This is a genomic window from Rhizobium sp. BK176 (assembly GCF_024808055.1).
Genome location: NZ_JANUBV010000001.1, coordinates 1,638,088 through 1,663,785 on the forward strand (window position 1 = coordinate 1,638,088; position 25,698 = coordinate 1,663,785).

A 25,698-nucleotide genomic window follows, 5' to 3' on the forward strand; every position below is an offset into this window, starting at 1 on the left:
GTCGCGTCGCCGCAGGATACAAATTGACTTACCCATTGATGATCTCGAGGAACCGCTCGCCGTACTTGTCGAGCTTCAGCGCACCGACGCCGGAGATGCGTCCCATCTCCCCGAGCGTCTTTGGCCGGGTCGTCGCCATGGCCACCAGCGTCGCGTCGTTGAAAACGACGTATGGCGCGACGCCCATGCCCTTGGAGATCGTGTAGCGCTCGCTCCTGAGGCGTTCGAAGAGAACCGCTGACTCGCTGTCCATGTCCTGCCGTTGGGCCGCCGCCGCACCTTTGCGAGCCGAAAACGCCTTCATCGGGCGGTCCTTGCGGAATTGGAGCGTGCGCTCTTTCTTGAAGACGGCCTGCGCGGACGGATCGAGCTTGATCGCTCCATAATTCTCGTGATCGACCCACACCAGACCTGCCGCCATCAGCTGCCTGAAGATCGACTGCCATGTCTGCGCCGGATACTGCACACCCTGACCGAACACCTTCAGCTCCATGTGCTTGAACTGCTTGAGGCGGTCCGTGACCTTGCCCGTGATGACATCGATCAGGTGACCGGTACCAAAGCGCTCGTTCGTCCTAAACACCGCCGCAAGTGCAATGATCGCCGCATCGGTGGCGTCCCAGGATTCGACCGGATGAAGGCAAGTGTCGCAGTTATTGCAGCCTCCCTCGTGGGCTTCCCCGAAGTGTCCGAGGATCGCCTTGCGGCGGCAGCCTGCCGTCTCGCAGATCGCCACCAGCGCGTTGAGCTTGGACCGCTCGACCCGCTTGACGTCTTCCGGCGAGTTGCCCTCGTCGATCATGCGGCGGCGCTGCACGACATCGCCCATGCCGTACATCATGAAAACCTCGGACGGCATGCCGTCGCGGCCGGCTCGACCGGTTTCCTGATAGTAGGCCTCGACCGAACCCGGGATGTCGGCGTGGGCGACATAACGGACGTTCGGCTTGTCGATTCCCATGCCGAATGCGACGGTCGCCACGAGACACAGGTTCTCCTCCTTGAGGAAGGCGTCCTGGTTGGCGTTCTTGAGGTCCGGATGCATGCCGGCGTGGTAAGGCAGCGCGCGAACGCCCTCGGCGTTGAGCATCGACGCGGTTTCCTCGACCTTCTTGCGCGACAGGCAGTAGACGATACCGCTCTCGCCCTTGTGGCGGCCGATGAAGTCCAGCAGCTGCTGCTTCGGCTTGTCTCGCTCGGCGATGGTGTAGGAGATGTTCGGACGGTCGAAGCTTGTCTGGAACACTTCAGCGTCTTCCAGACGAAGGACGCGAACGATGTCTTCGCGGGTGTGCGGATCGGCGGTGGCCGTCAGCGCGATCCTCGGGACACCGGGATACATGTCCTTGAGCTTGCCGAGGTCTCGATATTCTGGACGGAAATCATGTCCCCACTGGCTACAACAGTGCGCTTCGTCCACGCTCCAAAGCGAAATTTTGACCCCATTCAGCATTGAATGAAAGGACTCGAGAGCGACACGTTCCGGCGTGACGTAAAGGATGTCAATCTGTCCGCGGCGGACGTTGGCACGCAGATCGCTGGCCTCTTCCTGTGTCAGCGTGGAGTTCCATGCGGCGGCGCGCACCCCGAGCGACAGAAGCGCCTCCACCTGGTCGCGCATCAAGGCGATCAGCGGCGACACGACGATGCCCATGCCGTCGCGGCACAGCATCGGAATCTGGTAGCAGAGCGATTTTCCCGCACCTGTCGGAAACAGGGCGAGCGCGTCGCCACCGTCGATGACATGGCGGATCAGCGGTTCCTGCTTGCCGCGGAACGCCGGATATCCGTAGACCTCCTTGAGGACCGCGATCGGGTCCTTGCCGCCGCCGTCGAAAAGGCGTGCGGTCTCTGCGCTGGTCTGAATTGGCATCTTGGAATTCCTCGTTCGGCCGCTCGTGGTCGGTCATAGCAATCGGCGTGCTTTAATACAAGACGCCGTTGACCCCATTGTCGCCCGATGGGACGATCGTTTCCAACCAATAATGAGAGGCCGAACAAAAAATGCAGACCCCGTCATCCATGCCGAGCCTCGCGCAGGGCCTGCTGCTGTTCTTCGAACTTTATGCATCTGCGCTTGTCATCGCAACCATCGGTCTCTGGGTCGCCGTTCTCGGGATGCGCACCAGGACAAAACGGAATTCTGATGGCGTTGCCGACCAGCCATCCGCGCATCGACGCAGACGATAGCTTCCGGGCGTGGCCCGCGCGGCACCTCAAATCATCCCGATGAGACCTTCGGCCGCCAGCATTTCCGCCGCCTTTTTGGTCGAGCCTTCGAACTGTTCCGACGTGATCAACTTCCCACCCGTTGTCTTTACGGAAGCTGTTGCCGTGAAGACAGGTGGCGACCCGGACTGCGTCGTTTCGTAGGTCGGCAGGGACCATTTCCTTTTCTGACAAAGCTCCTGCAGGGCGTTCTTGGCGTTGCTCTGCGGCGTCGTTGCTTTGGCCCCCAATGGTTTCGGCTCGGCTTTCGCATTGCCCTTCAGGGTCGCCAGCAGGTCGGCGGCAGCCTTTTGCTCCGCTTCCTTCTTCGAAGACGCGACCATTGGCGAAGAGGAAATGCGGGCTGGGCCGACGCCGACCGACGCGACGGCGGTGAACAACGGATCGTGAGGCGGTCCGTCGCGGGTCATGTCAAATGTCGGCGCAGGCAACTTCCTGATCTGGCAATGACTGATCAGGTCTCCCTTGGCGTTTGCCGCCGGAGCTGCTGAAGAAATCGCCTTCGGCTTGTTTCCGTTTCCGTCGTTCCATTCTTCCGGCGGTGTCCACGCGAAGCCGGCAAGCGCCGCGAGAATACCGACCGCTGCCCGTTGTGACGCTGCCTTCTTGCTTGTGGCCTGTCCCTTAGCCGAGAGTGTGCCGTTTTTCGTGGAGAGGCTCGCCTCCGACACGAACTTGTCCCCTACGGTACTCTCGCTGAACGATGGCTGCTCGATCTCCTGGTCGGAGACGAGATAGTTGATGATGCTGATCGCCTCGTGCGGCGCGCCCTCCAAGTGTCCGAACAGCACGGTCTGTGCTGCGTTTGCGCCGTCGCTACGGGAGAGCAACAGCCGTCCCTTGTCCTTGTCGGTCAGGCCGCCAACCGAAAGTCGTTTTTCGATTTCAGACACGAGCGCGTCATCGAACTCATGCGCGTGCTTTGCCGCCTTGATCACGGCCGTCATCTCAGTCGCGGAGATGCTCGACAGCCTGCCTTGTTCTTTATGGCGTCGCGCCCGCGCCTCCGACACTGAGACCATGAAGGATGATGTTTCCTCCTTCTGTGCGGTGACAAGTGCGTTCAGGTGTTCGGACAGGACCTCCAGCTCCCCCGCGTCGTACTCCGGGACCGACTGTCCATCGAGATGGGCGATGACCGCGCGCTGGTTGACCAAGTCGGCGTATCGCCGAAGCGGAGACGAGAACCAGGCGTAAACGGGAAGGCCGAGCGCGAAGTGGCCGACGGCGGTCCTCGAGAGAAAGGCCCGATTGAGCATCATCGACAGTCGTCTTCCGGCCGCCTCCGCCTGCGGGTCCGCCTCGGAGATCAGTTCGAGATCGTGGGCGAGGGCTGCTCGATCCGCAGCCGAATTGCCCCGCTGGTTGCGGAAGATGATCGGAACCTCGTTGCGGACGCACCATTCGGCGGCGGCCGAGTTCGCGAGGATCATGAATTCCTGCACGATCAGGTAAGCGCGCGAGACCGCGTGGTGATTTTCCAGGATCACAGGGCGGCCGTCTTCGTCGATGATGACGCCGCTCCGCTCGGAAAACCACGTGAGGGACCCTGATCGGCGGCGGAGTTCCAACAGCCCGACCGCGACGACCCACGCGCGCGCCAGCATTTCGTGGACCTGCCCGCTACCATGGCTGATCAGGTGGCCGGCCTCCTCGTGGGAAAGCCTCGCCATGCTCTCGAACACGCCGCGATCGAACTCGAAGGATGTCACGGCGAAGGCGGCGTCAAGCGTGATGCGCATCACGATGACATCGCGGGGCTTGCCGGGTGCCAGCGTCAGTTCCTGCTCCGAGAGGACGGGATCGAGCATCGACCGTCGGGCAGAGTAGGCGTTGTAGCGGGTAAACCCGAGTTCGCGGGCTGCGTGGTCAGCCGAAGAGTTTCGCGGAACAGCACCTGAGACGAACGGCACGCAGATTTCGACAAACCAACCGTCGGACGTCTTCTCGATGAAGATCGCGTCGTCGAGGTCACGGGAGTGCTGAGCGTCGATAGTGATACCAGTAAAGCGTTTGCCAGCCATTCAGACCTCCGTTTGTCGGAGGCTTACATAGGCCGGGAAGCGCCCCCCCGGCAAGGCATCGTATCATATCTAATCGATGACTCCGTTTTATACAGGACGGTCGTTTTCCGGCGGTGGCGCGAAGCTAGCGTAGACGATCGCAATCACGGCGGCGATCTCCAATCCCAATCTATACGGTGCAAGTAGTGCATGTCGAATTCCCCATGGAACCACGTTCACTCCTCGCGCGGTAAATGCGGCGGCGTGTTTCCTGGAGACCCCATATGCTTTCTCCACTTTACCGAAGACGGACGACAGCGGCGCACCGCGCGCGCGGATGTTCTTGATCGACCATCCAGCAGGGACATCGCGAATGCTCGTTTTCTCGATACTCAGCCAGTCGACCTTCACGTCCCCCAGATCGGGCAAAGCAATCATCCTGGTCTTCGATACGTCGATCCCCGCGCAATATCCGATCCCCACTTTCAAAGATGCCGGAATACATTCGACGTCGGTTTTCGAGATGTCGAAAAACCCTGTTCCGACACGGACGTTCTGTCCGATTTCGGTCAGATCGCTTCCTGTAGCGTACAGACTGCTAAAAACGGTTAGGCCGTCTGGCAACTTCTTGATCTTGGCCTCACCCATACGCAGATGGCGAACACTGAGATTGTCGGGTAGTACCGTAGTTGAACCCTCGATATTCAAACTTTCGATCTCGATCCCCGCCGAAATGGTGTCAAGATTGCACCGCCTCGCTGTGAGTTCACCGATCTTGATGATGTCCGATGGAATTTTGCGGATCGAAGTGTCCGAGATGTCCAGAAATTTCAGCTCCTTCCTCCCGAGCTCCTCTGGAAGAGCCGTTACACCCGACCGCGCGAGGACGAGTTGTTCCACTTGGCTTATGTCGAATGGAAGTGAACTGATCTCGGTGCCGGATACGTCCAGTCGGCCGACCGCCTTCAGGTCACATGGAATAAAATGCAGTTTCGTATGCGAAACGTCCACTGGCCCACCGCGCACCACCTTGGGAGGAATCGCCTTGAGAGCAGATTCGCGGGCGTCAATCCCCCCGCATGACAGGTCTTCCGGTAGGGCTTCGATCTTTGTTTCGCCGATACCCAAGACACCTCCGACAAAAATCCCGCTGGGCAGCGCTTTTACCCGCGTGCGACTGAGGTAAAGATCGCCCTGTACGGTAAACCCTTCAGGAATAACCTCCAGTTCAGAGCCAGTCGCGTACAGTGCTTCTGCTTTCAGCCCAGCGGGAATCTTCTTGATCCGGGTTCTGCGCATCGAGAGCCTTCCCTCCACGACAAGGTCCGACGGCAAATCTCTGATCTTTCGATTGTAGTCGATCTCCAACGATCCTTTGACCGTCAGACCCCTCGGGAGAGCGGCCAGCTTCCCGTTTTCAATCCGAAGCCTTCCGTGGACGGTCATGTTGTCCGGGAGGGTCGTTACCGATCCCTCGACGATGACCAATGAGCCGTCCACCTCGACACCATCCGGCAGCTCCGTCAGTTGATGGCGGATACCTTTTGTATCAACGAGAAAGCCGAACTCACCAAAGAACAGACTTGAATTTCGCATTGTCGAGATCACCGGCATCATTGCGGTGATGTAGTCGGCCTTCGGTTGCTTGTTCTGCTTGCCTCTCATCTGGAGGATTGCATCACCCGAGATGTGAAGTGTCGCGTGTGGCTTGTCATGCCTGTCCCGCAGCGAAATGATCGCTTCGTTTTTGCGCTCCAGCACGTAGTCGTACCCGCCGTTCCCGACACAGTGTCCCATTCTCGAGCTTTCCCGCTGGAGAGCGTCGCGGGTGTGGAGCTGGACGAGCCGATAGCCGTGCTCGAGGTCGCGGTAGAGCGTTTGGCCACCACCAGAAGACGACACGCCGTCCCGTGCGTTCGCGGCCCGCATGGCTTTGTCCGCTTCTTTGACGATATCCTCAAACCTTGAGAATTTCAGAAGCTTTCGCGGCCGTTTCAGGTCGTCGACATTGGCAAGCCATGTCTCGTTTCTCACGAAAGACGCACGCAACCAGTCGGCCACATGTGCCGCCTTCCGATGGTCTGGACGGAATTCTTCGCCGCGCTTCTCTGCTGCCCTAAGTACGCGCCCAACGGAGAGATCGAGAAGACGTCGTATGTCGTCGTTCTCATCAAGACCTGCGATAAACTCGCTGATGTCTGCTTCTGCCGTCATTGTCGAAACCTCGCTTTGACGCACGAGTTAATCGAAGTCCTCGTCACGGTCAACGGGTAATTCAAGACGTCAATTCAGCGCGACCGATCGTCCCCGAGCAACGAGTGAAACTCGACCTGCTCCTCCGAAACCTCGATCCATCGCTGCGGACCTCCCTTCGCGTAGACGCAAGCGAACGTCTTCCCGCACTCCTCGCAGTTCCAGACGGTCCCGAGGCGGGTGTCTGCCGTCGAACACTCGGTCTGCTTGCCGCACTGGCAAATCCAGATCGTTTTCATCCGCTTCAGGCTCGGATATCCGAATGCCCTGGTACCGTTGAGGAATATGCGCATGCACTCCTCCATATAGGCGCGCCTGTCCTCGGTGGATGCCCACTCCCTGATCTTTTTGTCCGGCGTAAACAGCGCGCCAAAGAACATGTCGAGCATGATCTTCGCCGCATGGTCGGGCGACAGCGTCCTCATGCGGCCAAGATCGATCTGGCGGGTGATCCATTCGGAGAAGTAGCGCAGCGCGACGTCGTGTCCGTGTTCCTTGAGGATTTCCGACATTTCCGCAGAATTCGGGCATTCATCTTTGAACATCCTGATCATGCACATGCGCTCGACATGCTCATCCTCTTCGATATCGAGCCTGAATATGTGGCGCAGGGCGACCTCGAGGTCGACCCGGTCGTCGTCGAAGGGAAGGTTCAGCATCGCCTTGCGGTGACCCGCGGCGATCGACGCGAAGATGTCCCTCTTGCTAGGGAAGAGGCGGTACAAGGTCTTCTTCGACATCTGGCACCGCGCCGCGAGATCGTCCATCTTCATGCCCTCGTATCCGCATTCGCTGAATAGGCGCGTGGCTTCGCCGGCGATCTTCACCCGCAGGCAGTCGTCCTCGATGACCTTCGGGCGACCGCGCTTTCCCCCGCATTTCAGGACTTCGGACAGCTTCCCGCAAATTCCTTCACTCAAAATTCAAGTCTCCAATTGACAGCGGCCTCGGCCCTAACGGCATAATCTTATCGAAACCCAATCAGTTTCCAAATTCAAGGAATAAAAATGAAGAACTCGATTGCGACCGCGGCCCTCGCCGTACTGCTATCCGCAACGGCGCTGGCCGGATGCTCTGGCGAGAAGTCCAGCGCCTCCGCAGGGGGCGGCCACGCCATGCCCAAAGCCCAGGTCGGCGTCATCGTCGTCAAGCCTTCCACCGTTCCCGTGGTCTCGGAAATGACGGGCCGCACGGCAGCCTCCATGACCGCCGAAGTCAGGCCGCAGATCGGCGGCATCGTACGCGAACGGCTGTTCTCGGAAGGCGGCGAGGTGGCGCAGGGAGCTCCGCTATACCGTATCGACCCGACCAGCTACGAGACGGCGCGGTCGAGCGCTCTGGCGTCTCTCGAGAAGGCAAAGGCCGAGCTTCCCGCGGCCATCGCCAAGCTCGAGCGCGCCAAGGGCCTTCACGAAAAGAACGTGACGTCCGGTCAGGACCTGGATGACGCCATCGCGGCCGAAGCGAAGGCCCGCGCCGACGTGACCGCGGCGCAAGCGCAGGTCGCGGCCGCCGAACTCGATCTCTCCCGCACGACGGTCGCAGCGCCGATCACCGGCATCGCCGGCCGCTCGGCACTGACCGAAGGCGCGCTCGTCTCGGCAAACCAGGCCGACGCGCTGACCACCATCCGCCGCATCGATCCGATCAACGTGGATGTCGGCCAGTCGAGCACCGCCTTCCTGAAACTCCGCAAGGCCGTCGCCGAAGGCAGGGTCAAGCCGGAGCAGGGGGCCGTCAAGGTGAAGCTGAAGCTCGAGGACGGCACCGTCTACCCGCATGAGGGAACGCTCCAGTTCTCGGAAACCGACGTCGATCTTTCGACCGGCATGTTCCAGGTCCGCGCCTCCTTCCCGAATCCAGAACGCACGCTGTTGCCCGGCATGTTCGTCCGCGCGGTCGTCGAAGAGGGCGTCTCGGAGGGTAGCATCCTCGTTCCGCAGCGCGCCGTCACCCGCAACGTCAAGGGCGAGCCGATCGCTCTCGTCGTCAAGGACGGCAAGGTGGAAGAGCGCACGCTCACCGTGGACGGAAACGTCGGCAACGACTGGATCGTCACCGACGGCATCGAGGCGGGCGAGAGCCTTGTCGTCGAAGGTTCCATGAAGGCGAAGGCGGGCCAGGAAGTCACGGCGGTCGAGACATCCATCGACCCGGCAACAGGTCTCGGCATCCAGCAGGCATCGAAGGGAAACTAATCTAAAATGTCCGTTTTCTTCATCAATCGACCCATCTTCTCGTGGGTGGTGGCGATCGTCATCATGCTCGCTGGTTTGCTGGCTATCTCGAATCTTTCGATTTCGCAGTATCCGCAGATCGCGCCGACGACCGTCAACGTATCGGCCAACTATCCGGGTGCTGATGCCGCGACGGTCGAAAACTCGGTCACCAAGGTGATCGAGCAGGGCCTCACGGGTATCGACAACCTCGAATTCATGTCTTCGAATTCGACGTCGACCGGCAACGCCCAGATCACGCTTACCTTTACGAGCGCGGCCGACCCAGACATCGCCCAGATGCAGGTCCAGAACAAGCTCCAGCTCGTCACGGCGCAGTTGCCGCAGGCCGTCCAGCAGAACGGCGTGACGGTCACGAAGTCGTCTTCCGGATTCCTCATGGTCATCGGTTTCGTCTCCGCCGACGGAAGCATGTCCTCGGTCGATCTGGCCGACTATGTCGACAACAACCTCAACGACACGCTGAAGCGCGTCGCGGGCGTCGGCGACACGCAGCTGTTCGGCAGCGGCTACGCGATGCGCATCTGGATGGACCCCGAAAAGCTCGCCAAGTATTCCCTTATGCCAAGCGACGTCTCGGCCGCCATCAACGCCCAGAACGCCCAGGTCTCGGCTGGTCAGGTTGGCGCGTTGCCGTCGGTCCCCGGTCAGCAGCTCAACGCCACGATTACCGCGCGTAGCCGGCTAAGCAATCCCGACCAGTTCCGCGACATCATCGTCAAGTCCAATGCCGACGGCTCCATGGTTCGCCTTGGCGACGTCGCAAGGGTGGAAGTCGGAGCGGAAAGCTTCGCCACGTCCGCCAGCTACAACGGCCATCCGACGGCCGGTCTCGCGATCAACCTCGCGACGGGTGCCAACGCCATCAGCACCGCGCAGGCCGTCCGCGACGCCGTCGAGACGATGCGTCCGAGCTTCCCAGCCAGAATGGAAGTCACCTATCCCTACGACACCACCCCGTTCGTGAAGCTCTCCATCGAGGAAGTGGTCAAGACCCTGGCCGAGGCCGTCGTCCTCGTCTTCTTCGTGATGTTCCTGTTCCTTCAGAACTTCAGGGCCACGATCATCCCGACCCTCGCGATCCCGGTCGTCCTGCTCGGCACGTTCGGCATCCTCGCGGTCTTCGGGTACTCCATCAACACGCTGACCATGTTCGCAATGGTTCTCGCCATCGGCCTTCTCGTGGACGATGCCATCGTCGTTGTCGAAAACGTCGAGCGTGTCATGGACGAAGAGGGCCTTTCCCCCAAGGAAGCCACACTCAAGTCGATGAAGGAGATCACCGGAGCGCTGATCGGCATCGCGACAGTTCTGTCCGCCGTCTTCATCCCGATGGCATTCTTCGGCGGTTCCGTCGGCATCATCTACCGTCAGTTCTCGGTCACGATCGTTTCCGCGATGGCATTGTCTGTCGTCGTCGCGATCGTTTTCACGCCGGCTCTCTGCGCCACCTTCCTCCGCAACGTGGACGGCCATGGCTCGAAGAGGGGCTTCTTCGGCTGGTTCAACCGCAACTTCGACCGTCTGGTCGGCGGCTACACCAAGGGAACCCGAGCCGTCGTCACCCGGCGCAAGCGCTACCTCGCCATCTTCACGGCGCTCGTCGTCGCGACCGGTTGGATGTTCACGACGCTTCCAGGTTCGTTCCTGCCCGAAGAAGACCAAGGCATCCTGATTACCGCCGTCACCCTTCCGGTCGGAGCGACCGAGGCCCGCACGGTCGAAGTTCTCGAAAAGGTCCGCGACCACTACATGACCGACGAAAAGGCAGCGGTCGACGGCGTGTTCTACGTCTCCGGCTTCGGCTTCGGCGGTCAGGGACAGAACGTCGGTCTCGCCTTCATCCGCCTCAAGGACTTCGCCGAACGCAAGGACCCTTCCATGTCGGCTCAGGCGATCGCCGGCCGCGCGATGGGCAAGTTCATGGGCTTCCGTGACGCCATGGTCTTCGCGCTCGCTCCTCCGGCGATCCAGGGCATGGGCAGCTCCAACGGCTTCTCCTTCTACCTCAAGGACGTCGCAGGCGCTGGTCACGAAGCCCTGATCCAGGCGCGCAACCAGCTGCTCGGCGCGGCCGGCCAGAACGCCAAGCTGTCCGGTACCCGTCCGAACGGCCAGGAAGATACCCCGCAGCTCTCGGTCTCGGTCGATCAAGAGAAGGCGTCGGCATTGGGCATCAGCCTGTCCGACATCGACAACACCCTCTCGGCCGCCTGGGGCAGTGCCTACGTCAACGACTTCATAGACCGTGGCCGCATCAAGCCTGTCTACGTGATGGCCGACGCTCCGAGCCGCATGCAGCCGTCCGACCTCGACCGTTGGCACGTCCGCAGCGCGTCTGGCAAGATGGTTCCGTTCTCCTCGTTCGCGACGTCCAAGTGGACCTACGGTTCGCCCCGCCTCGAACGTTTCAACGGCAGCCCCGCCGTCGAAATCCAGGGTGCGGCATCGGCCGGTACGTCTTCCGGCGACGCCATGAACGAGATCGACGGCATCGTAAAATCGCTCGGCCCCGGCTACTCGCATGAGTGGACAGGACTTTCCCATCAGGAAAAGCTTTCCGGCAATCAGGCGGCCGCTCTCTATGCGATATCCGTCCTCGTGGTCTTCCTCAGCCTCGCGGCTCTCTATGAAAGCTGGTCGATCCCGTTCGCCGTCATTCTCGCGGTTCCCGTCGGTATTTTCGGCGCTCTCATCGCCGCCTCGACCTTCGGCCAGGCCAACGACGTCTACTTCAAGGTCGGTCTTTTGACAACGATCGGACTTGCCGCGAAGAACGCGATTTTGATCGTTGAATTCGCCGTCGAGAGGCAGCGAAACGGCCTCGGCCTGATCGACGCCACCGTCGAAGCGGCCCGCATGCGTCTTCGCCCGATCCTGATGACATCCTTCGCCTTCATCCTCGGCGTGCTGCCTCTGGCAATCGCCTCGGGTGCTGGTTCAGGCGCTCAGAACTCGATCGGCATCGGCGTCATGGGCGGGATGATCGCCGCCACCGTCCTCGGTGTCTTCTTCGCTCCTCTTGTCTTCGTGGCCGTTCGCCAGCTCACGACTGGAAAAGCGAATCAGCACCAGTCCACCGAAGCAACCCCAGCGGAGTAACACATGAAGATCAACAAGAACACCGCCCGCTCCGAAACCAGAAGCCGTCTCGCCTCGATCATCGGGGCGGCGGTGATGGCCGCGACGCTCGCAAGCTGCACGACCGCGCAAGACTACTCGCGACCGAAGCTCACGATGCCTTCCTCGTGGTCGTTTGCGGGCAAGAAGGACGCGCCGAAGCCGCCGGAACTGGCGGATTGGTGGAAGTCCTTCAACGACCCGACGCTCGACAGCCTCGTCGCCAAGGCCGTCGACGGAAACCTCGACGTCGCCACCGCGCGGTCCCGCGTCGCGGAAGCGCGCGCCAGCCTCAAGCAGGCTGGCGGCGACCTCTATCCTTCGGCAGCCGGCTCCAGTTCCGCCAAGCGCGCCAAGTCTCAGGCGGGAACGGCGAATGCCTTCCAGGCTGGCCTCGACGCCTCCTGGGAGATCGACCTGTTCGGCGCGAACCAGCGTTCGGTCGAGGCTGCCCGCTTCGGCCTCAACGCCGCCGAAGAAGACCTGCGCGCGACGACGCTCACCCTGATCGGCGACATCGCCTCCAACTACGTCGCCGCGCGCGGATACCAGGCCCGCCACACGCTTGCCGCCAAGTCCGCCGACCTCCAGCGAGACACGCTCCAGATCACCAGGGACAAGGAAAGCCTCGGTGCCGGAACCGGTCTCGACGTCGCCAACGCCGAAGGCCAGACCTACAGCACGGAAGCCAACATCCCGGAGCTTGCCGCCTCCTACTCGGAAACGGTGAACCGTCTGTCTGTACTGACGGGCGAGGCTCCCGGCGCTCTGAACCGGATCATGGAAAAGGGCAGGGGCAGAGTGCCGACGGCGCGCCTTGCCGTGAAGACGGGCATTCCGGCCGATCTTTTGAACGCACGTCCGGACGTGCGCGTGGCGGAATATAAGCTCTCGCAGGCAAAGGCGCGCAAGGGCGTCGCCGATGCCAACCGCTATCCGTCCGTGACGCTCACGGGCAGCATCTCCACCTCTGCCGCCGACTTCGGCGATCTCGCCAGGGGGTCGTCGATCGGATGGGGTTTCGGTCCCGCGATCAACGTACCGATCTTCAACGCCGGCAAGCTCAAGGCCGCGGCCGAGGTCGCCAAGGCACAGCAGGATCAGGCGTTCATCGCCTATCAGTCCGCCGTTCTCGGCGCTCTGGAGGACGTCGAAAACGCGTCTGTCTCCCTCACGCAGCAGCGCCGTCGCAATGCCAAGCTCTCGGCGTCCGTTGGCTCCTACCGACAGGCCGCAGAACTGTCGCGCACGCTCTACCGCGAAGGCGCTTCCGAGTTCGTCAACGTGCTGACCGCAGAACGCTCGCTCTATTCGTCCGAGGACGGCCTGATCCAGAGCAGGGTGGCGCTCGCAAATGACTTCATCGCGCTCAACAAGGCGCTGGGCGGCGGCTGGAACGGAAAGACGGCATCCAAGTAAGGCGCTTTGTGTTGCCCCGAAAACGAAGACCCCGGCCAAAATTGCGACCGGGGTCTTTTCTATGTCGCCTTGATTTTGCGTTTCTGGATTAGTCGATCAACCCGCAATTCGAAATCCGGTAGCGGCAAAGACGCGATCCTGTCTTTAACATCGGCACTGCTGCCTCGAATGGAGACATGCGGCCGGTACGACGTGAACTCGCTGACATGTCCGAATTTTTCGCCATAGTGATCGAAGATTTCCGTCAGGACCGGATCGTCGCGCAATGTCAAGGCTAGGATGTTTCGATTTGGTCCGAACAGCTCGAATGCTTCCGGCACCAGAACGTGCGGACCGTACGACTGTTGGATTTCCTCGAAGGCAGGGTTCGTCACCCTGCTGTACATCACGGTCACATGAAATTTGAAGTCTTTCGGCGTCAACGAGGAACGATCGTCGGCCTCCGCCATTCCAAGCCTGTTTTCCACGCAGAAATCGAACAATCTCTTCGACGTAAGGTCATCAAATTCCAGCTTTGCGAAATCAATCATGCCTTGGCTCGGGTCATAAAAGTGGACATCGTTGCCGACAATTTTGCTGTACGAACTCGTCAGCGGAAAGAGGCAAAGTTGCCTTTTCAGCCGATCATCGCTACCGATGACATCGCCATCCTATGCGCCTCGCCATCGAAACGCATTTTCGGCAACGTTCCCCGTCCCATTTTGTCCACCATTCTTGCGGCGAACGACATGGTCTCCTTCTCGCGTCGGAACTCCAGCAATTCTTCCGAAATCCGTTCCTTGACCTGATCGGCATTGAGACGGAGCAAGGTCACGACGCATTCCTCCACGCCGAAGCCGGGGTGCGTCCATCTCTCGACGAGCTTTTCCGCCAGCAGCTCCTGATCCAGTATGCCGTCCGGCGACACCGCCAGTCCTTCAGGAGATACGGCCCACGCAAACTTGGGTTCACCGTCGACCATTCCGACGACGACGTCGCATCCGATTGCTTTCGAAATCTCCACCGGGGCCGCCAGGTTGTCGGCATAACGAAGTTCCGCGAAATGATCGCCGACGGTCTTCGCCAGTTCCAGGCGGACTTTGACGGCCAGCTCCGGCGTGAGACCCGGCACTCGCCTTTGCGAGGCCCTCCTGGCCCACGACTTGGCGGCGCTTTCCGAAAGCGAACCTTGCGTGAAGTTTCTGCCGTGAGGAACGGCCTTCAATCCCATCACGTCCTCGGCCGCGTCCCGCATTCGATCCGCAATCCCCTTTCCGCGGGCGATGTCGGACAACATCTGCGACCCCTGGATCGTCATTTCCCCGAGGACGAAGGTCGGAAGCAGCGTGTTGAGGAAGCCTGCGTATTCGCCGATGCTTTCACCGGCGTCGTCGTGAAGCGTGACGATGAAACTGGTGCCGCGCTCGCGCTTGGCGACGATCTTCCATCCACCGTCGATCTCCGTTTCCCGTTGGATGTCAGGCCTCGACGAGAGCTCTGCCTTCTTGGATGCGTAGTCGATGACGAACGCCGCCATTCCTTCGAGCATCTCTATGCTCTCAGCGTTCCATTGGAAGGTCGGATGGTAGGGGATTTCTCCACGCTCGTCGGTAACGGCCAGCATCCAGCCGTCTGCGTTCGGCTGGACCAGCAGGTTGACGTTGTCATCCTGATACACGAGGCTTCCGCCCCTACCGATTGTCCAGTCGTCGAAGAATGCCATGTTCGAATCTCGATTGTCTCATGGCATCCTAAAGTCTAGCCGAGCATGTTACCATGGCGGACGGGCGGTTATGCAGCGCGGATGACCTCGACGTCGTTCGCACTCGCCCATGCCGCGATGTCCTGCTTCGCCAGCGCCGCCGCCATCATGTCCGGGAACAGATCGGGCGTGCAAGCGAAGACTGGGCAGCCCATCGACGCGAGGACGGAAGCATGCTTGGCGTCGTAGGCCGGACGGCCTTCGTCGGACAGCGCCAGCAATACGATCAGGTTGATGCCCGCTTGCTTGATCGCGGCCGCCTGTTTCAGCATCTCCACCGAGTTGCCGTTCTCGTAAAGGTCGCTGATCAAGACCATGTGGGTCTTCGACGGGTTCTCGATCTTGCCGTGGCAGTACTTGAGCGCGCTGGCGATATCGGTGCCGCCACCGAGCTGGATGCCGAAGAGAACGCTGACGGGATCGGCAAGCTGCTCCGTCCAGTCCACGACCGCCGTGTCGAAGCACACCAGTTGCGTGGAAAGAACAGGCAGCGAAGCCATGACGGCCGCGAAGATCGAGGCGAACACGACGGAAGGAGCCATCGAGCCGGACTGGTCGACGCACAGCATGACGTGGTCGAGGTCCGCCTTTGTCTTCGTCTTGCGGGAGAACCCGATCAGGGTTTCGGGGACGATCGTCTGGTACTCCGGCTGCCAGTGCCTGAGGTTGGCGTTGATGGTGCGCGGCCAGTCGATATCCGAGAAGCGCGGACGTCGGGTTCGCTTGGAACGGTTGAGCGCCCCGATCAATGTCTCCTCGGTGCGACCACGCAGCCGCTTCATCAGCTCCTCGACGACCTTGGCGATCACCGCGCGCGCCGTCTCGACGGTCCGTGGCGGCATCTGGCCGCGCAGGTTCATTAGCTGGGCCACGAGGTGGACATCGGCCTCGAGCGTCTCCAGGAACTCAGGCTCCATCATCAGGGCTTCAAGGCCAAGACGGTCGAAGGCGTCCTTCTGGATCACCTGGACGACGCGAGAGGGGAAGAATTCGCGGATATCACCGAGCCACTTGGCCACCTTGGGCGACGACTTGCCAAGCCCGCCGCGCTGCCCCTTCTTCTGGCTCTGGTCGGTGTCGTAAAGGGCCGACAAGGCCGCCCCCATACGCTGGTCGTCCGAAGACATTCCGCTGGTGTCCTGGTCACCGAGGGCGAGCTTCCAGCGGCGCAGGCGTTCCTGGTTCAGGTCAATGGTCATGCGGCAATCCCCAGGATGGCGTGCAGGAGCGGGAGAGCGCGCTCAAAGGCGGCGTTCTCTTCTCCCGATGTTTCGGAAGTCACCAAGGCGGCTGTCTGGCGGCCTGCGGCGATGCGTTGCATCAAACGGCGGCGACCCGGCTCGTCGAAGCTGGAGAGCGCTCGGCGCAACAACGGCAGGCTTTCGATGAAGGTCGTTTCGTCGAGACCGCACAGCCACTCGTCCATGAGGAACAACAGCGACTGGTCCTGGATCAGGATTTCGGCCGAGCCGGAAACGAAGTTCTCGATGAAGGCCCCGGCGCGGGTCGCCGTTTCGCCGACGACATGACGGGAGAAGGCGGCCGACACTTGTTCTTCGGTCCATACCGAACGGTCGTGCAGGCGACGGAGGCTGACGCCCTTGACCTGCGCCACGACCTGTTCGTCGTCGACGATGAGGCCCAGCTGGCGCTGCCAGCCTTCGACAAGATGGTCGTCGCCAAACGGAACCAGAACGTCGTCATAGGCGCGCATGGCCTTGACCAGGTTGTCGGCCTGCTCGTCGTCGAGCTGGTGCGATCCGGTCCTGACTCCCGCGTTGATCTCGTGACCAAGGGCGGTGATCAGCGCGCGCAATTCCGCCTCGGGCAGCTTGCGTGACGTCCCGTAACGGGCGATGCGGGCCAATGGCACGACTGCCGACATAAGGTCGGTAATGTCGTTCGCGTTGACGGCCGCCGCCTGCAGGCGTTCGATGCATAGGGTCGCGACATCGGGAAGGCCGGCGATCAGCGCGCTACGGACAAGTTCCGCGAGCTCGGCGACGCTGTCGGACGCCCGCGCACGTTCGAGGACGGCACCTGCGGCCGCCTGTTCGATGGTAAGGCCCCAGACGACGGCTTCAGCGAGGCCGACCGTCATGTCAGGAGACCAAGCAAGCTTCCAGATTTCGCGGAACGTGCCACGGCCCGCCTCGGCGTCGATCAGCTTTCCCCACCTGACGTTGATGAGATCGAGGCGATGGAGCAGCGTGGAGCGCGCCAGACCGACATCGGTTCGCAGATCGAGCTTGAGTTCGGTCTGGTCCTCGGACGGCTTCATGCGGGTCTTGCGGCACCACAGCTCGAAGTCGCGGGCAAGCGGCATCAACGGAACCGCGTCGTCGATCTCGCCGATCGTGTCGCCGATATACAGCGCTTTTTCGATGGCCTCGAACGCCGCCTCTTCGCCATAACACAGAGCCGCCAGCGACGCGTCCCGCATCTCGGTCAGACCGGGGACCGCCAGGTTGCGGATGGAAGCCAGTCCGACCGCGAGACGGGTGGCTTCGATCGCCGAGGCCGTGGAAGCCGGAAAACCCTTGTCGCGCATGATGGCGGCGGTTTTCGACTGCCATACGGCGGCGAATGCTTCCGCACCGTCGCGCCGACCGCTCGAGTAGAGTCTCCAGAGGTGCCTGTACCATCCGGGCGAAACGACACCCGCGCCATAACCGGACGAAACCGCCAGGCGACCGTCGCTCCACGGAGACCACGTGACCTCGACCTTGATCTTCGGAAGATCGCGGATGATCGCCTTGTCTTCGGCGACGGTGCTGTCCTTGCGAAGGCCGCCGACGTGCCATGCACCGACCACGACAGCGATTTCTCCGTCCGTCTTCTTCAGTTCGTCGCGGATATGGCCGCGCATGAACGCCTCGCGGCGAGCCTCGCGTTCTCCGCGCCCGCCGCCCGGACCGTCGTCGCCGTGAATGGAGCGGGCCTCGGTCATCGCCTGCTCGATCGCGGCAAACACTTCGAGCGGATCGGCATCGGAGCCGCCTCCCTGTTCGATCAGGCCGTTCCAGAAAGCTTCGCCGTCACCGTAGCCAGCCATCTCGGCGAGGACGTCGAGGACATCCCCACGGTTTTCCATCGGATCGGTCTCTTCCGCGCCGTCCTCGTCGATCTCGTCTTCATCGATCTCTTCGTCGGCTTCCTGCAAGGGAAGCGCGATCTCGACGCTCTGCTGCTTGGCGGCAAGAGACACAGAAGCGGGCCAGTCGATGAAGCGAACAGGGCGACCGTGTTCAAGCGCCCAACGCATGGCCACCCATTCGGGAGAGAAGTCCGCGAATGGGAAGAAGGCGGCGTTCGAAGCCTCCTCTGTCGCGTAGGCCATCATCGCGACTGGGGGCTTCATGCCGGGGAGGGCGGCATCGGCGATCAGACGATCGCATTCCGGCGGCCCCTCGATCAGGACCGATGCAGGGTCGAGCTTGTCGAGGGCGCGCTTGAGCAGCGCCGCCGAACCCGGACCGTGATGTCTGATCCCGAAGAGATGCGCTGTGCGTTTCGCCACGGCTTAAAGAACATCGCGGATCGCGGAGTAGAGGTCATCCCAACCGCTACGGGTGCGCATCACGACGTCGAGATATTCTTCGAGCGCGATCTTGTCTTGAACCGGGTCCTTGACGACCGCGCCGACGATGTTGGACGCCAGTGCGTTGGCATCCACGGCTCCGTTGCCGAAATGACCGGCGTGGGACCATGCGGAAACACCGACGGCGATCGCTTCGGCGGTCGAAAGCGAGCCGGACGAAGTCTTGAGCTTGGTCTTGCCGTTGATCGTCTTGCCCTCGCGGATTTCGCGGAACATCGTGACGATACGGGCGAGTTCCTTGTCCGGAGACTGGATTTCAGGCAGCGTCAGGCTGTTGCCGATTTCCGGCACGCGCTTGACGACGATCCGGATTTCTTCGTCGAGCGTCGCCGGCGACGGAAGGACGACCACGTTGAAGCGACGCTTGAGAGCCGACGAGAGCTCGTTGACGCCCTTGTCCCGGTTGTTGGCGGTCGCGATGACGTTGAATCCGCGGGCCGCGTCGAAGGAGATGTCGAGTTCCGGGACGGGAAGCGTCTTTTCGGAAAGCACCGTGATAAGCGTGTCCTGGGTTTCGGAACCCATTCTGGTCAACTCTTCGAGGCGCACCAAAGTGCCGTCTTCCATGGCGCGGGCAACCGGAGTTTTCACGATGGCGTCCGGCGACGGTCCCTTGGCGAGCAGCAGGGCGTAGTTCCAGCTGTAACGGAGCTGGTTTTCATCGGTGCCGGCGGTGCACTGGACCAGGCGCTTCGAGGAACCCGAAATCGCCGCGGCGAGGTTTTCCGAAACCCAGGACTTCGCGGTCCCCGGAAGGCCCATCAAAAGCAGCGCGCGGTCTGTCGCGAGCGTTGCGACGGCCGTTTCGATCAGGCGGCGATTGCCGATGTATTTCGAGCTGATCTTGGTGCCGTCAGGCGCTTGTCCGCCGAGAATGAAGGTCAGCACCGCAAACGGCGACATCTTCCAGTTCACGGGACGTGGACGTCCGTCGTCCTTGCAAAGCGCTTCAAGTTCTTTCTGGTAGATGTCCTCGGCGCTACGGCGCAGTTGGGTTTCAGTCATTCTTTGGCTCCAGATGTTCGATTATGTCGAGAAAGAGGATCGCGCGGTCGGTCCAGCGCGGGTCGAGCGGCGCGAACCGCGCCCTCAGAAGGTTCCGCCTTGCGGGCGGACACATGACGGCGAGATGGGAAAGGGCGTCGGCCGACGTGTGGCGACCGAAGTCGAGCGTCGGCTGCAACGCCTGCGAGGTAAGGAACCGCATCGCGATTTCGTCAGGAAGGTAACCGTCGACGAGCGCGCGCAGGCGCTCCATCGACTTCAGCGGAAGGTCCGACCACTTCTGCGGACGCACCACGGCTGCCACGAGGGCGTTCCGCTCGTCTTGCGTGAGATGTTCGTAGATCGCGCTGTCGATGTCGAAGAAGGACGCACCCTTGTCTTCGATTACCTCGTCGATCAAACGGCCGGCCGTGACGGCGTCACCGGAGCAGACCGCCATCACGAGGATGCCGTGGATCATGTTCGGGTCGTATGCGGCCGCGTTGATCGTATCGACGAGGTTCATGCCGAACGCCGCGACGAACTCGTCGAGTCCGATCTTGCCGAAGTTTTCCTGGACCCATTCGGAGGCCCCGTAATAACCGACGGATGCCGGTAACTCGAGACGCATCTCTTTGCGTTTCACCAGGATGCCTTGTTGCTTCACCCTGATGCGGTCGCGGATCGTCTTCAGGTGACCTTCGTCGCCTTCGTAGTCCGGCAGCCTGACGAGGACACCACGGGCGACATCCCTGACGCGCGGAGAGCGATCCTTGAGGAGCCTGACGAGGAATTCCTTGTCGTCGCTCGAAGCCGCGACACGCAGCGCGCCTGCGAGCCGCACGCGGCTGTCCACATCCTGCTCGTCCCACACGGCCTCGACGAGGCGGCGGGCGAGATCGGCGTCTTCGGCACGGCGACGGGCGATGTACTTCGCCTTCTCTCCTCTGTTGCCAAGCATCCAGGTCTCGTCGTTGATGCTGTCCAACGCGAAATAGCTCTGCTTGCGCTCTGCCTTGACGTTGCGCTGCGAATAGGCGAGCGCCTCGGCACCGAGTTCTGCCGCGAAGGCTTCCACGAATGGATCGACGTGAGCCAGATCGAACGGGTGGGGGCGGAAGCGGTTGACGGCCATCGCCCTTGCCAACGCCTGCAACAGGATGTCCCGGCCGGCAGTGTCGCTCTTTTCGATCACAAGACGGATGATCGGCTGGCGGACCGCGTCGGGGACCACCCTTCGCACGTCTTCCACCGTCTCTTCAACGTTGAAACTCTCGGGCGGGATCGGACGGTCGAAGCGCAGCGCCTGCGCCGTCAGAGCGAGTGCATGGAGATCGGTCGTGCCTCCTGCGGCCGCCGGAATGGTCCCCCCGCGCAGACCCGAAAGAAGGCCCGGCAGGGCCACGGATTTCAAGGTTTCGACGCTCACGCCTTCCACCTCCCGAGATCGGTCTCAAGCCACGACAGCGTCATGAATTCTCCGTTCCAGATGCCCGCTCCGTTGATGTTTCCGCACTGGAGCAGCGGCCATGCCGCATCCGCCTGCGCTTCGCTGATCGGAATGCAAACGCCATCGTCCACGAGGAAGAACCGACCGCCCGCGCGGCGGATACGGGCATTCCTGAAGAACAGCGGGTAGTCTCCGAGCCACGGCTTGAGCGCGAGTGATTGCTCGTACTTCTCGAAGGCTGCCACCAAATCGAGTTCCGGGATTGACAGGGAGTCTTCTACGAGGTCGGTACTGGACGTGGCACGCGAGATCAGCGCCCGCATTGGAACGGGAGAGGGGTAATATACGAGTTCACCCGAGAAACGCTCTCCGACGGCATATCCGGACTTCGCCGCGCCCATAGAAGCGGGAACGTAGTCGATCAAAACGGCATCGCTGCCGTCGTCGCCGTGCAACCATGTCTCGATGCGGCGGAGCTTGTCTGGCTGGAGTTCGGAGCGGGTGAGCCACACGCGCCACGTGGTTTCGACCCGCTCGGCGCTTTCGTCCGCGAGCAGCGAATCGCGCGTGATGTTCCATCCGACCACCTGCCGGACATCATCTTTCAACCGCTCTGGCAGGTCGGCCTGTCGACGGTAGGCCTCGGCGATCAAATGGATGGCCCCGAGTTCCTTGACGCAGGCGATCGAACGGGTGAATTCGGGAAGAGCGAAGATGCGGGCCGGCAGCGAATCCACCAAGACGCCGAGACCCGACGCCTTCGCGTCGAACAGGCGCTGCGCCATCATTCGGCAGGTGGACCCAGGATTGGAAGCGAATGTCGCGACACCCGCGGCCACGACGTCGGATAGCCAGAGCGTCAGTTCGTCGAGGCCGCCTGCGATGGCCGTCTCCCTGACCTGTCTGCTGCGGTCTCGCGCGGCGGCCGCCTTCGCTTCCGCCTTGGGATCGACGACTTCAGGTTCTGTCACCTCGGTCGCGGCGATGGAGGCCTTTGGTCCCGTCGAAGCGCCTGCGGCGGACGGACCGCGACGGCGAGACAGCCAGTCGGAGACCCATCCCGGGGCCGTTCCATGGGAGAAGGACACCTTGCCTTCGACGCGCATCCACATCAGGGCGAGCGAATGCTTGCAGGGGAATTTTCGGCTCGGGCAGGTGCATTTGTAACCGGCGTCGTCTTCCGTGACGCAGACCCTGTACGGGTTCGATCCCGACCCTTGGCACTCGCCCCAGACAAGTCCGGCCCCGTCCTCGCAGAGGGTCGGCCAGCCGCTCGGCTTCAGCAGTTTTTTGGCGGCGGCGAGGGACCCTTGGTCAGGAGCGATTGCCTCGATTTTTGACAGGCTGAGAGCCAAGTCCAAACTCCTGAAAAGAAACCAGTTCTTTCATTATTTTTCAGGATCGGGACTTTTGTGTCAACGTCTTGAGAGATAAAACCAGACTCCATTCGAGGGAATGCGGCGCTGCATCCACCACTTCTCGCTTGCCGTCGGTCGCGGTATCGTGTGTTGGCAAAACGAGAACCGGATCGATGATTTTCTATCATGGCACCACCACCGCCAGACTGGCGGATATCCTGGAAGAAGGACTGGTTCCCCAGGTGGCCCATGACAACCTTGATCGTACCTGCGTTTACCTCACCGACAGCCTGTCGATCGCCGAACTCTATGCCGACCTGGCCGCGATCAGGCGCGGCGGCAAAGCTGTCATCGTCGAAATAGACGACCGATGCCTTCCCAGCCAATTCTTCGCTCCCGACGACTACGAGCTGCAGAACGGCATCGACGATCTCCACGATCCCGAAAGAACCGGTGATGTTGGCTTTCTCACCGGGGAAGATGTGGACGAACGGCTCCGGCCTTTCCGCCGTTGGCAAGACGTGCCGGCCGCGCTTTGCCTCGCGGTCACGAACCAGATCGCTTTCACCGACACGATACCGCCAACGGCATTCAACAATGTCGATCAGCTTTCAGCAGTTGAATTGCCAAAAGACCTGCGAAACTGTTCGACAGCACCTCGACTGATTTGATCTATAGCCGAAAAGCAAGAAGCCCCGCCGGCGATGGCGAGGCTTCTTGCTTAATCGTGGTTCCAGCTGAGGCCCTTGTAGAGGTTCTCGCGGTTGTAGAAGTCGTGTTCGACGTCCTTCATGATGCGACCGAGTTCGGTACGGGTGTCGGCGCGGCTGACTTCGCGGTGCTGCTGCTTGGTGGCGACCTTTACGACCGCCCAGCGATTGGGGTTGTCGGATTCCCAGTATTTGGCGAAGGTTTCTTTTCGTTCGCCGAAGCGATCGCCGCCGTACCAGAAATCTCGACCTTTTTCGCGCCACCAACGGTCTCCGGTTTGGGCGCGACGTGTTCTGCTCATCTTTCTCTCCGTTAGTTGTGAACTAACGGATATCCAGAGCCTCGTAATTGTGACCTGCGGTCATGTCGGTGTCCTCATATGCCCAGCCAATCGGGCTTGACGTCATCTATGAGCTCGCTGGCACGCGAAGTCAATGATTTCCTGTCCAAAAAGGAAGACGTCGCGGTCGGATATCTCAATGCCTGCCATCGGGCGGAACGCCGCTCCGATGTCGGCCACCCTCGTCGACTTCCGCCTCGCCGAACAGCGGACCCTCGACGACGGAGCGGCCGCGCTGGGATTTCACCGCCGCGCGCGCGAAGGAAACAAAGCGATCGTCAAGTTCGTGGTCACGCATCCCTTTGAAGGACAGCCTGACGGGAACCGGGCGGTCACACAGCCGCTCCCGCAGCGCGGTCATGCGGTGGCGGCCTTCGTGGGACAACGCCACCGGCATGCTGCCGACGACGCTGAAATCAAGCTCGGCAGGCGCGATGGCGCGACCTTCGCCGATCTGGTAACGGAGCCAGTCGAGCGAGGCGCGCGGGACGGGCAGGGGTGTGGCTATCGACAGGAAAACGCTCGGACGCATCGCGACCCAAAGGGCGGCGGAGTTCGAAGACCTTGCCGTCGCGCCGATACCCGCGCGGTCGAATGCGATGTCCTCCCATTCGACGGGGAAGGCGTGAGGAAAATCCGAATTGGCCATGTGGAGGCCCTCCTTTCGAGCTGAAAGGCGGGCTATGGCGGACGGGTATCGAACTCCTGCATTCGGGTCTCCTCGGTCAATCCGACCGTTATCAAGCCTATCGCTGACTGAGGCCAGGCGGCAATCGCCGACGGCGACCAGACGCGAAAAAGCCCGCCACGGATGACCATGGCGGGCTAGAAGTGCCTCGGCTCTATCAATCGGAAAGGATGGAGATGGATCGTCCCCTGTCGAGAAGGAACGCGCGCGCTTCCTTGGCGTCGAACCCCGGTTCGAGCATCGCAGCGATGAGATCGAGCGCCCTTTCCATCGCCTTTTCCGTCGGGCGGACATGAAACGGGTTCGGTGCCGATACGCTGACGACTCGCGGCCGACCGTCGGATTCCAGGACGTCGATCATGGCCATGCGGGATGCCGACTTCGAGAGCTTCTCGATGGCTCCGGCGCAATCGCCCCGGAACAGGCTTTCCAGCTCGATCTTCGAGAAGTCGGTTCCGTGCGCACCGAGGCTCCCGTCGGCGTCCTTATGCAGGAAAACCTCGCTGCCGTCCTCCATGCGCAGAAGCAGCGTGATCCGGCCGGCGACGATCGCGAACGCCCAGACGCCAGGCGCATGGAGCCGAACGAGCGCAGCCACGTCTTCAGGGGTTGCAGCGGCGACGAGGAGTTTTGCGACCGCGCTGCTCTCATCGAACAGGACCGACAACGACGACGGGTCGCCATGGGAGTCGTGGATACGCACGTCTTCCCCGGGCTCGACGGCCAACATGAATGTCTTGGATTTTTTGACGGCTTTTACCATGTACGTCATTGCTCAGACACCTCTCCTATCGCCATCTATCCGCCGCTTTACAGCATTGCCGCAGAAAATGGAAGACTCCATTCTGGAACGTCGATGCATTTGGTGTATGGATTTGCATTCGCGTCGAGTCGCGCGGATATAGAGCGAAACCCTCGGAGTAAACGAGGTCGTCGATATAGCCCACCTCGTTTCGAACCCATTACCCGTGAGGAACGCCGACTGCGCCGCCGTCGTTGCCTTCGCAATCGTACGTGACGGTCACAGGCACGCCGAGATCGCGATAGACGACATACTGGCGGGCGGCCAAGCGCGGCGCGAGGTAGGCGCACTGCTCTTTCGTTTCGGTCAGCGCATAGGAGAACGTCGGAACTTTGAAACGCTCGCAGTACCGATATTTACCAGAGCGAAAGCACTCCTCGGGCCTGGATACGGTCGTGAGCGTAAGGAGAACGCCTTTTCCCATATGGATCGTCGGGTCTTCCGTCACCTTCGGCGGCAAAACGAGAGGCTCGATCTCAATGGGCTTCTCGCCCCATACGTTCTTTTCGCCGTAGCGGGTGCTGCCGTCGTTGCAGCTCCAAACCTTGCTTTTGCCCTCTGCGGCCTGTCTCGAGAACTCGCAGTAGAACGGCTTTTTCACCGGAGGCTTCGGGAGTCCGTCATCGAACGTGGCGATCCCGAATTTTTCCGGATCGAAGACTTCAGCCTGCGCTGCCGACGCCGCGACCGCCGAAATCATGAGTGCGATTGCGATCTGCTTCAACGAAGTCTCCTTTTATGTTCGGGAGAACCTCTATCACA

Annotated in this window: 20 protein-coding genes; 5 read left to right on the top strand and 15 right to left on the bottom strand. The window is 61.3% G+C overall.

What is annotated here, in order from left to right; translation table 11 throughout:
* Positions 1–28: 28 nt before the first annotated feature.
* The gene (gene recQ, locus FHT76_RS08870) at positions 29–1,873 is read right to left on the bottom strand and encodes a DNA helicase RecQ (RefSeq protein WP_259185470.1); all 1,845 of its coding nucleotides are present in this window, start codon (positions 1,871–1,873) and stop codon (positions 29–31) included.
* A gap of 131 nt (positions 1,874–2,004) precedes the next feature.
* Between recQ and FHT76_RS08875 the strand changes: the two genes are divergently transcribed.
* Complete coding sequence (locus FHT76_RS08875; RefSeq protein WP_259185471.1) at positions 2,005–2,190, top strand: hypothetical protein; 186 nt, start codon at positions 2,005–2,007, stop codon at positions 2,188–2,190.
* Positions 2,191–2,216: 26 nt separating this feature from the next.
* Here FHT76_RS08875 and FHT76_RS08880 read toward each other — a convergent pair whose 3' ends face one another.
* The 3 genes from FHT76_RS08880 to FHT76_RS08890 all read right to left on the bottom strand — a co-directional run bounded on the left by FHT76_RS08880 (position 2,217) and on the right by FHT76_RS08890 (position 7,405).
* Positions 2,217–4,253 (bottom strand): RNB domain-containing ribonuclease, encoded by a 2,037-nt coding sequence (locus tag FHT76_RS08880; RefSeq protein WP_259185472.1) that lies wholly within the window; start codon positions 4,251–4,253, stop codon positions 2,217–2,219.
* Positions 4,254–4,340: 87 nt separating this feature from the next.
* Positions 4,341–6,446: a PcfJ domain-containing protein gene (locus FHT76_RS08885; RefSeq protein ID WP_310503284.1), complete on the bottom strand. Its 2,106-nt coding sequence runs from the start codon at positions 6,444–6,446 to the stop codon at positions 4,341–4,343.
* A gap of 74 nt (positions 6,447–6,520) precedes the next feature.
* Positions 6,521–7,405 carry a TetR/AcrR family transcriptional regulator gene (locus FHT76_RS08890; RefSeq protein ID WP_259185473.1) on the bottom strand — a complete coding sequence of 295 codons (885 nt, stop codon included), beginning with the start codon at positions 7,403–7,405 and terminating at the stop codon, positions 6,521–6,523.
* 87 nt (positions 7,406–7,492) lie between these two features.
* Between FHT76_RS08890 and FHT76_RS08895 the strand changes: the two genes are divergently transcribed.
* The 3 genes from FHT76_RS08895 to FHT76_RS08905 are packed head-to-tail and all read left to right on the top strand — an operon-like array spanning position 7,493 to position 13,261.
* Positions 7,493–8,683 carry an efflux RND transporter periplasmic adaptor subunit gene (locus tag FHT76_RS08895; RefSeq protein ID WP_259185474.1) on the top strand — a complete coding sequence of 397 codons (1,191 nt, stop codon included), beginning with the start codon at positions 7,493–7,495 and terminating at the stop codon, positions 8,681–8,683.
* A 6-nt stretch (positions 8,684–8,689) separates the two neighbouring features.
* Positions 8,690–11,824, top strand: a complete 3,135-nt coding sequence (locus tag FHT76_RS08900) for an efflux RND transporter permease subunit (RefSeq protein ID WP_259185475.1) — start codon at positions 8,690–8,692, stop codon at positions 11,822–11,824.
* A 3-nt stretch (positions 11,825–11,827) separates the two neighbouring features.
* The gene (locus FHT76_RS08905; protein WP_259185476.1) at positions 11,828–13,261 is read left to right on the top strand and encodes an efflux transporter outer membrane subunit; all 1,434 of its coding nucleotides are present in this window, start codon (positions 11,828–11,830) and stop codon (positions 13,259–13,261) included.
* Positions 13,262–13,320: 59 nt separating this feature from the next.
* On the opposite strand, the gene FHT76_RS08910 is transcribed toward FHT76_RS08905, so the two are convergent.
* From FHT76_RS08910 to FHT76_RS08940, 7 genes are all read right to left on the bottom strand, one after another.
* Entirely contained in the window at positions 13,321–13,791 is a 471-nt protein-coding gene (locus FHT76_RS08910; protein WP_259185477.1) for a hypothetical protein, read from the bottom strand.
* Positions 13,792–13,877: 86 nt separating this feature from the next.
* Entirely contained in the window at positions 13,878–14,963 is a 1,086-nt protein-coding gene (locus tag FHT76_RS08915) for a hypothetical protein (protein WP_259185478.1), read from the bottom strand.
* 68 nt (positions 14,964–15,031) lie between these two features.
* Positions 15,032–16,201 (bottom strand): VWA domain-containing protein, encoded by a 1,170-nt coding sequence (locus tag FHT76_RS08920; protein ID WP_259185479.1) that lies wholly within the window; start codon positions 16,199–16,201, stop codon positions 15,032–15,034.
* Entirely contained in the window at positions 16,198–18,522 is a 2,325-nt protein-coding gene (locus FHT76_RS08925; protein WP_259185480.1) for a DUF5682 family protein, read from the bottom strand. Before FHT76_RS08925 ends, FHT76_RS08920 begins: the two co-directional genes overlap by 4 nt.
* A 3-nt stretch (positions 18,523–18,525) precedes the next feature.
* A complete protein-coding gene (locus FHT76_RS08930; RefSeq protein ID WP_259185481.1) occupies positions 18,526–19,608 on the bottom strand; it encodes an AAA family ATPase in 1,083 nt (360 codons plus the stop codon).
* On the bottom strand, positions 19,601–21,016 hold the full coding sequence (locus FHT76_RS08935) for a DUF5691 domain-containing protein (RefSeq protein ID WP_259185482.1): 1,416 nt from the start codon (positions 21,014–21,016) through the stop codon (positions 19,601–19,603). The genes FHT76_RS08930 and FHT76_RS08935 overlap by 8 nt, the downstream gene beginning before the upstream one ends.
* Positions 21,013–22,392, bottom strand: coding sequence for an aminoglycoside phosphotransferase family protein (locus FHT76_RS08940; RefSeq protein WP_259185483.1), 1,380 nt, complete (start codon positions 22,390–22,392; stop codon positions 21,013–21,015). Before FHT76_RS08940 ends, FHT76_RS08935 begins: the two co-directional genes overlap by 4 nt.
* Positions 22,393–22,568: 176 nt before the next feature.
* On the opposite strand from FHT76_RS08940, the gene FHT76_RS08945 reads away from it, so the two are divergent.
* A complete protein-coding gene (locus tag FHT76_RS08945) occupies positions 22,569–23,066 on the top strand; it encodes a hypothetical protein (protein WP_259185484.1) in 498 nt (165 codons plus the stop codon).
* Positions 23,067–23,116: 50 nt separating this feature from the next.
* On the opposite strand, the gene FHT76_RS08950 is transcribed toward FHT76_RS08945, so the two are convergent.
* The 4 genes from FHT76_RS08950 to FHT76_RS08965 all read right to left on the bottom strand — a co-directional run bounded on the left by FHT76_RS08950 (position 23,117) and on the right by FHT76_RS08965 (position 25,660).
* Positions 23,117–23,407: a hypothetical protein gene (locus tag FHT76_RS08950; RefSeq protein WP_259185485.1), complete on the bottom strand. Its 291-nt coding sequence runs from the start codon at positions 23,405–23,407 to the stop codon at positions 23,117–23,119.
* Positions 23,408–23,582: 175 nt separating this feature from the next.
* The gene (locus FHT76_RS08955; RefSeq protein WP_259185486.1) at positions 23,583–24,095 is read right to left on the bottom strand and encodes a hypothetical protein; all 513 of its coding nucleotides are present in this window, start codon (positions 24,093–24,095) and stop codon (positions 23,583–23,585) included.
* A gap of 196 nt (positions 24,096–24,291) precedes the next feature.
* A complete protein-coding gene (locus FHT76_RS08960; protein WP_259185487.1) occupies positions 24,292–24,906 on the bottom strand; it encodes a hypothetical protein in 615 nt (204 codons plus the stop codon).
* Positions 24,907–25,096: 190 nt separating this feature from the next.
* Entirely contained in the window at positions 25,097–25,660 is a 564-nt protein-coding gene (locus FHT76_RS08965) for a hypothetical protein (protein WP_259185488.1), read from the bottom strand.
* Between the last annotated feature and the right edge of the window lie 38 nt (positions 25,661–25,698).

Coding starts and splice junctions, on each gene's coding strand:
- recQ (WP_259185470.1), bottom strand. CDS start 1,873: ATGCCAATTCAGACCAGCGCAGAGACCGCACGCCTTTTCGACGGCGGC.
- FHT76_RS08875 (WP_259185471.1), top strand. CDS start 2,005: ATGCAGACCCCGTCATCCATGCCGAGCCTCGCGCAGGGCCTGCTGCTG.
- FHT76_RS08880 (WP_259185472.1), bottom strand. CDS start 4,253: ATGGCTGGCAAACGCTTTACTGGTATCACTATCGACGCTCAGCACTCC.
- FHT76_RS08885 (WP_310503284.1), bottom strand. CDS start 6,446: ATGACGGCAGAAGCAGACATCAGCGAGTTTATCGCAGGTCTTGATGAG.
- FHT76_RS08895 (WP_259185474.1), top strand. CDS start 7,493: ATGAAGAACTCGATTGCGACCGCGGCCCTCGCCGTACTGCTATCCGCA.
- FHT76_RS08900 (WP_259185475.1), top strand. CDS start 8,690: ATGTCCGTTTTCTTCATCAATCGACCCATCTTCTCGTGGGTGGTGGCG.
- FHT76_RS08905 (WP_259185476.1), top strand. CDS start 11,828: ATGAAGATCAACAAGAACACCGCCCGCTCCGAAACCAGAAGCCGTCTC.
- FHT76_RS08910 (WP_259185477.1), bottom strand. CDS start 13,791: ATGATTGATTTCGCAAAGCTGGAATTTGATGACCTTACGTCGAAGAGA.
- FHT76_RS08915 (WP_259185478.1), bottom strand. CDS start 14,963: ATGGCATTCTTCGACGACTGGACAATCGGTAGGGGCGGAAGCCTCGTG.
- FHT76_RS08920 (WP_259185479.1), bottom strand. CDS start 16,201: ATGACCATTGACCTGAACCAGGAACGCCTGCGCCGCTGGAAGCTCGCC.
- FHT76_RS08930 (WP_259185481.1), bottom strand. CDS start 19,608: ATGACTGAAACCCAACTGCGCCGTAGCGCCGAGGACATCTACCAGAAA.
- FHT76_RS08945 (WP_259185484.1), top strand. CDS start 22,569: ATGATTTTCTATCATGGCACCACCACCGCCAGACTGGCGGATATCCTG.
- FHT76_RS08950 (WP_259185485.1), bottom strand. CDS start 23,407: ATGAGCAGAACACGTCGCGCCCAAACCGGAGACCGTTGGTGGCGCGAA.
- FHT76_RS08955 (WP_259185486.1), bottom strand. CDS start 24,095: ATGGCCAATTCGGATTTTCCTCACGCCTTCCCCGTCGAATGGGAGGAC.
- FHT76_RS08960 (WP_259185487.1), bottom strand. CDS start 24,906: ATGACGTACATGGTAAAAGCCGTCAAAAAATCCAAGACATTCATGTTG.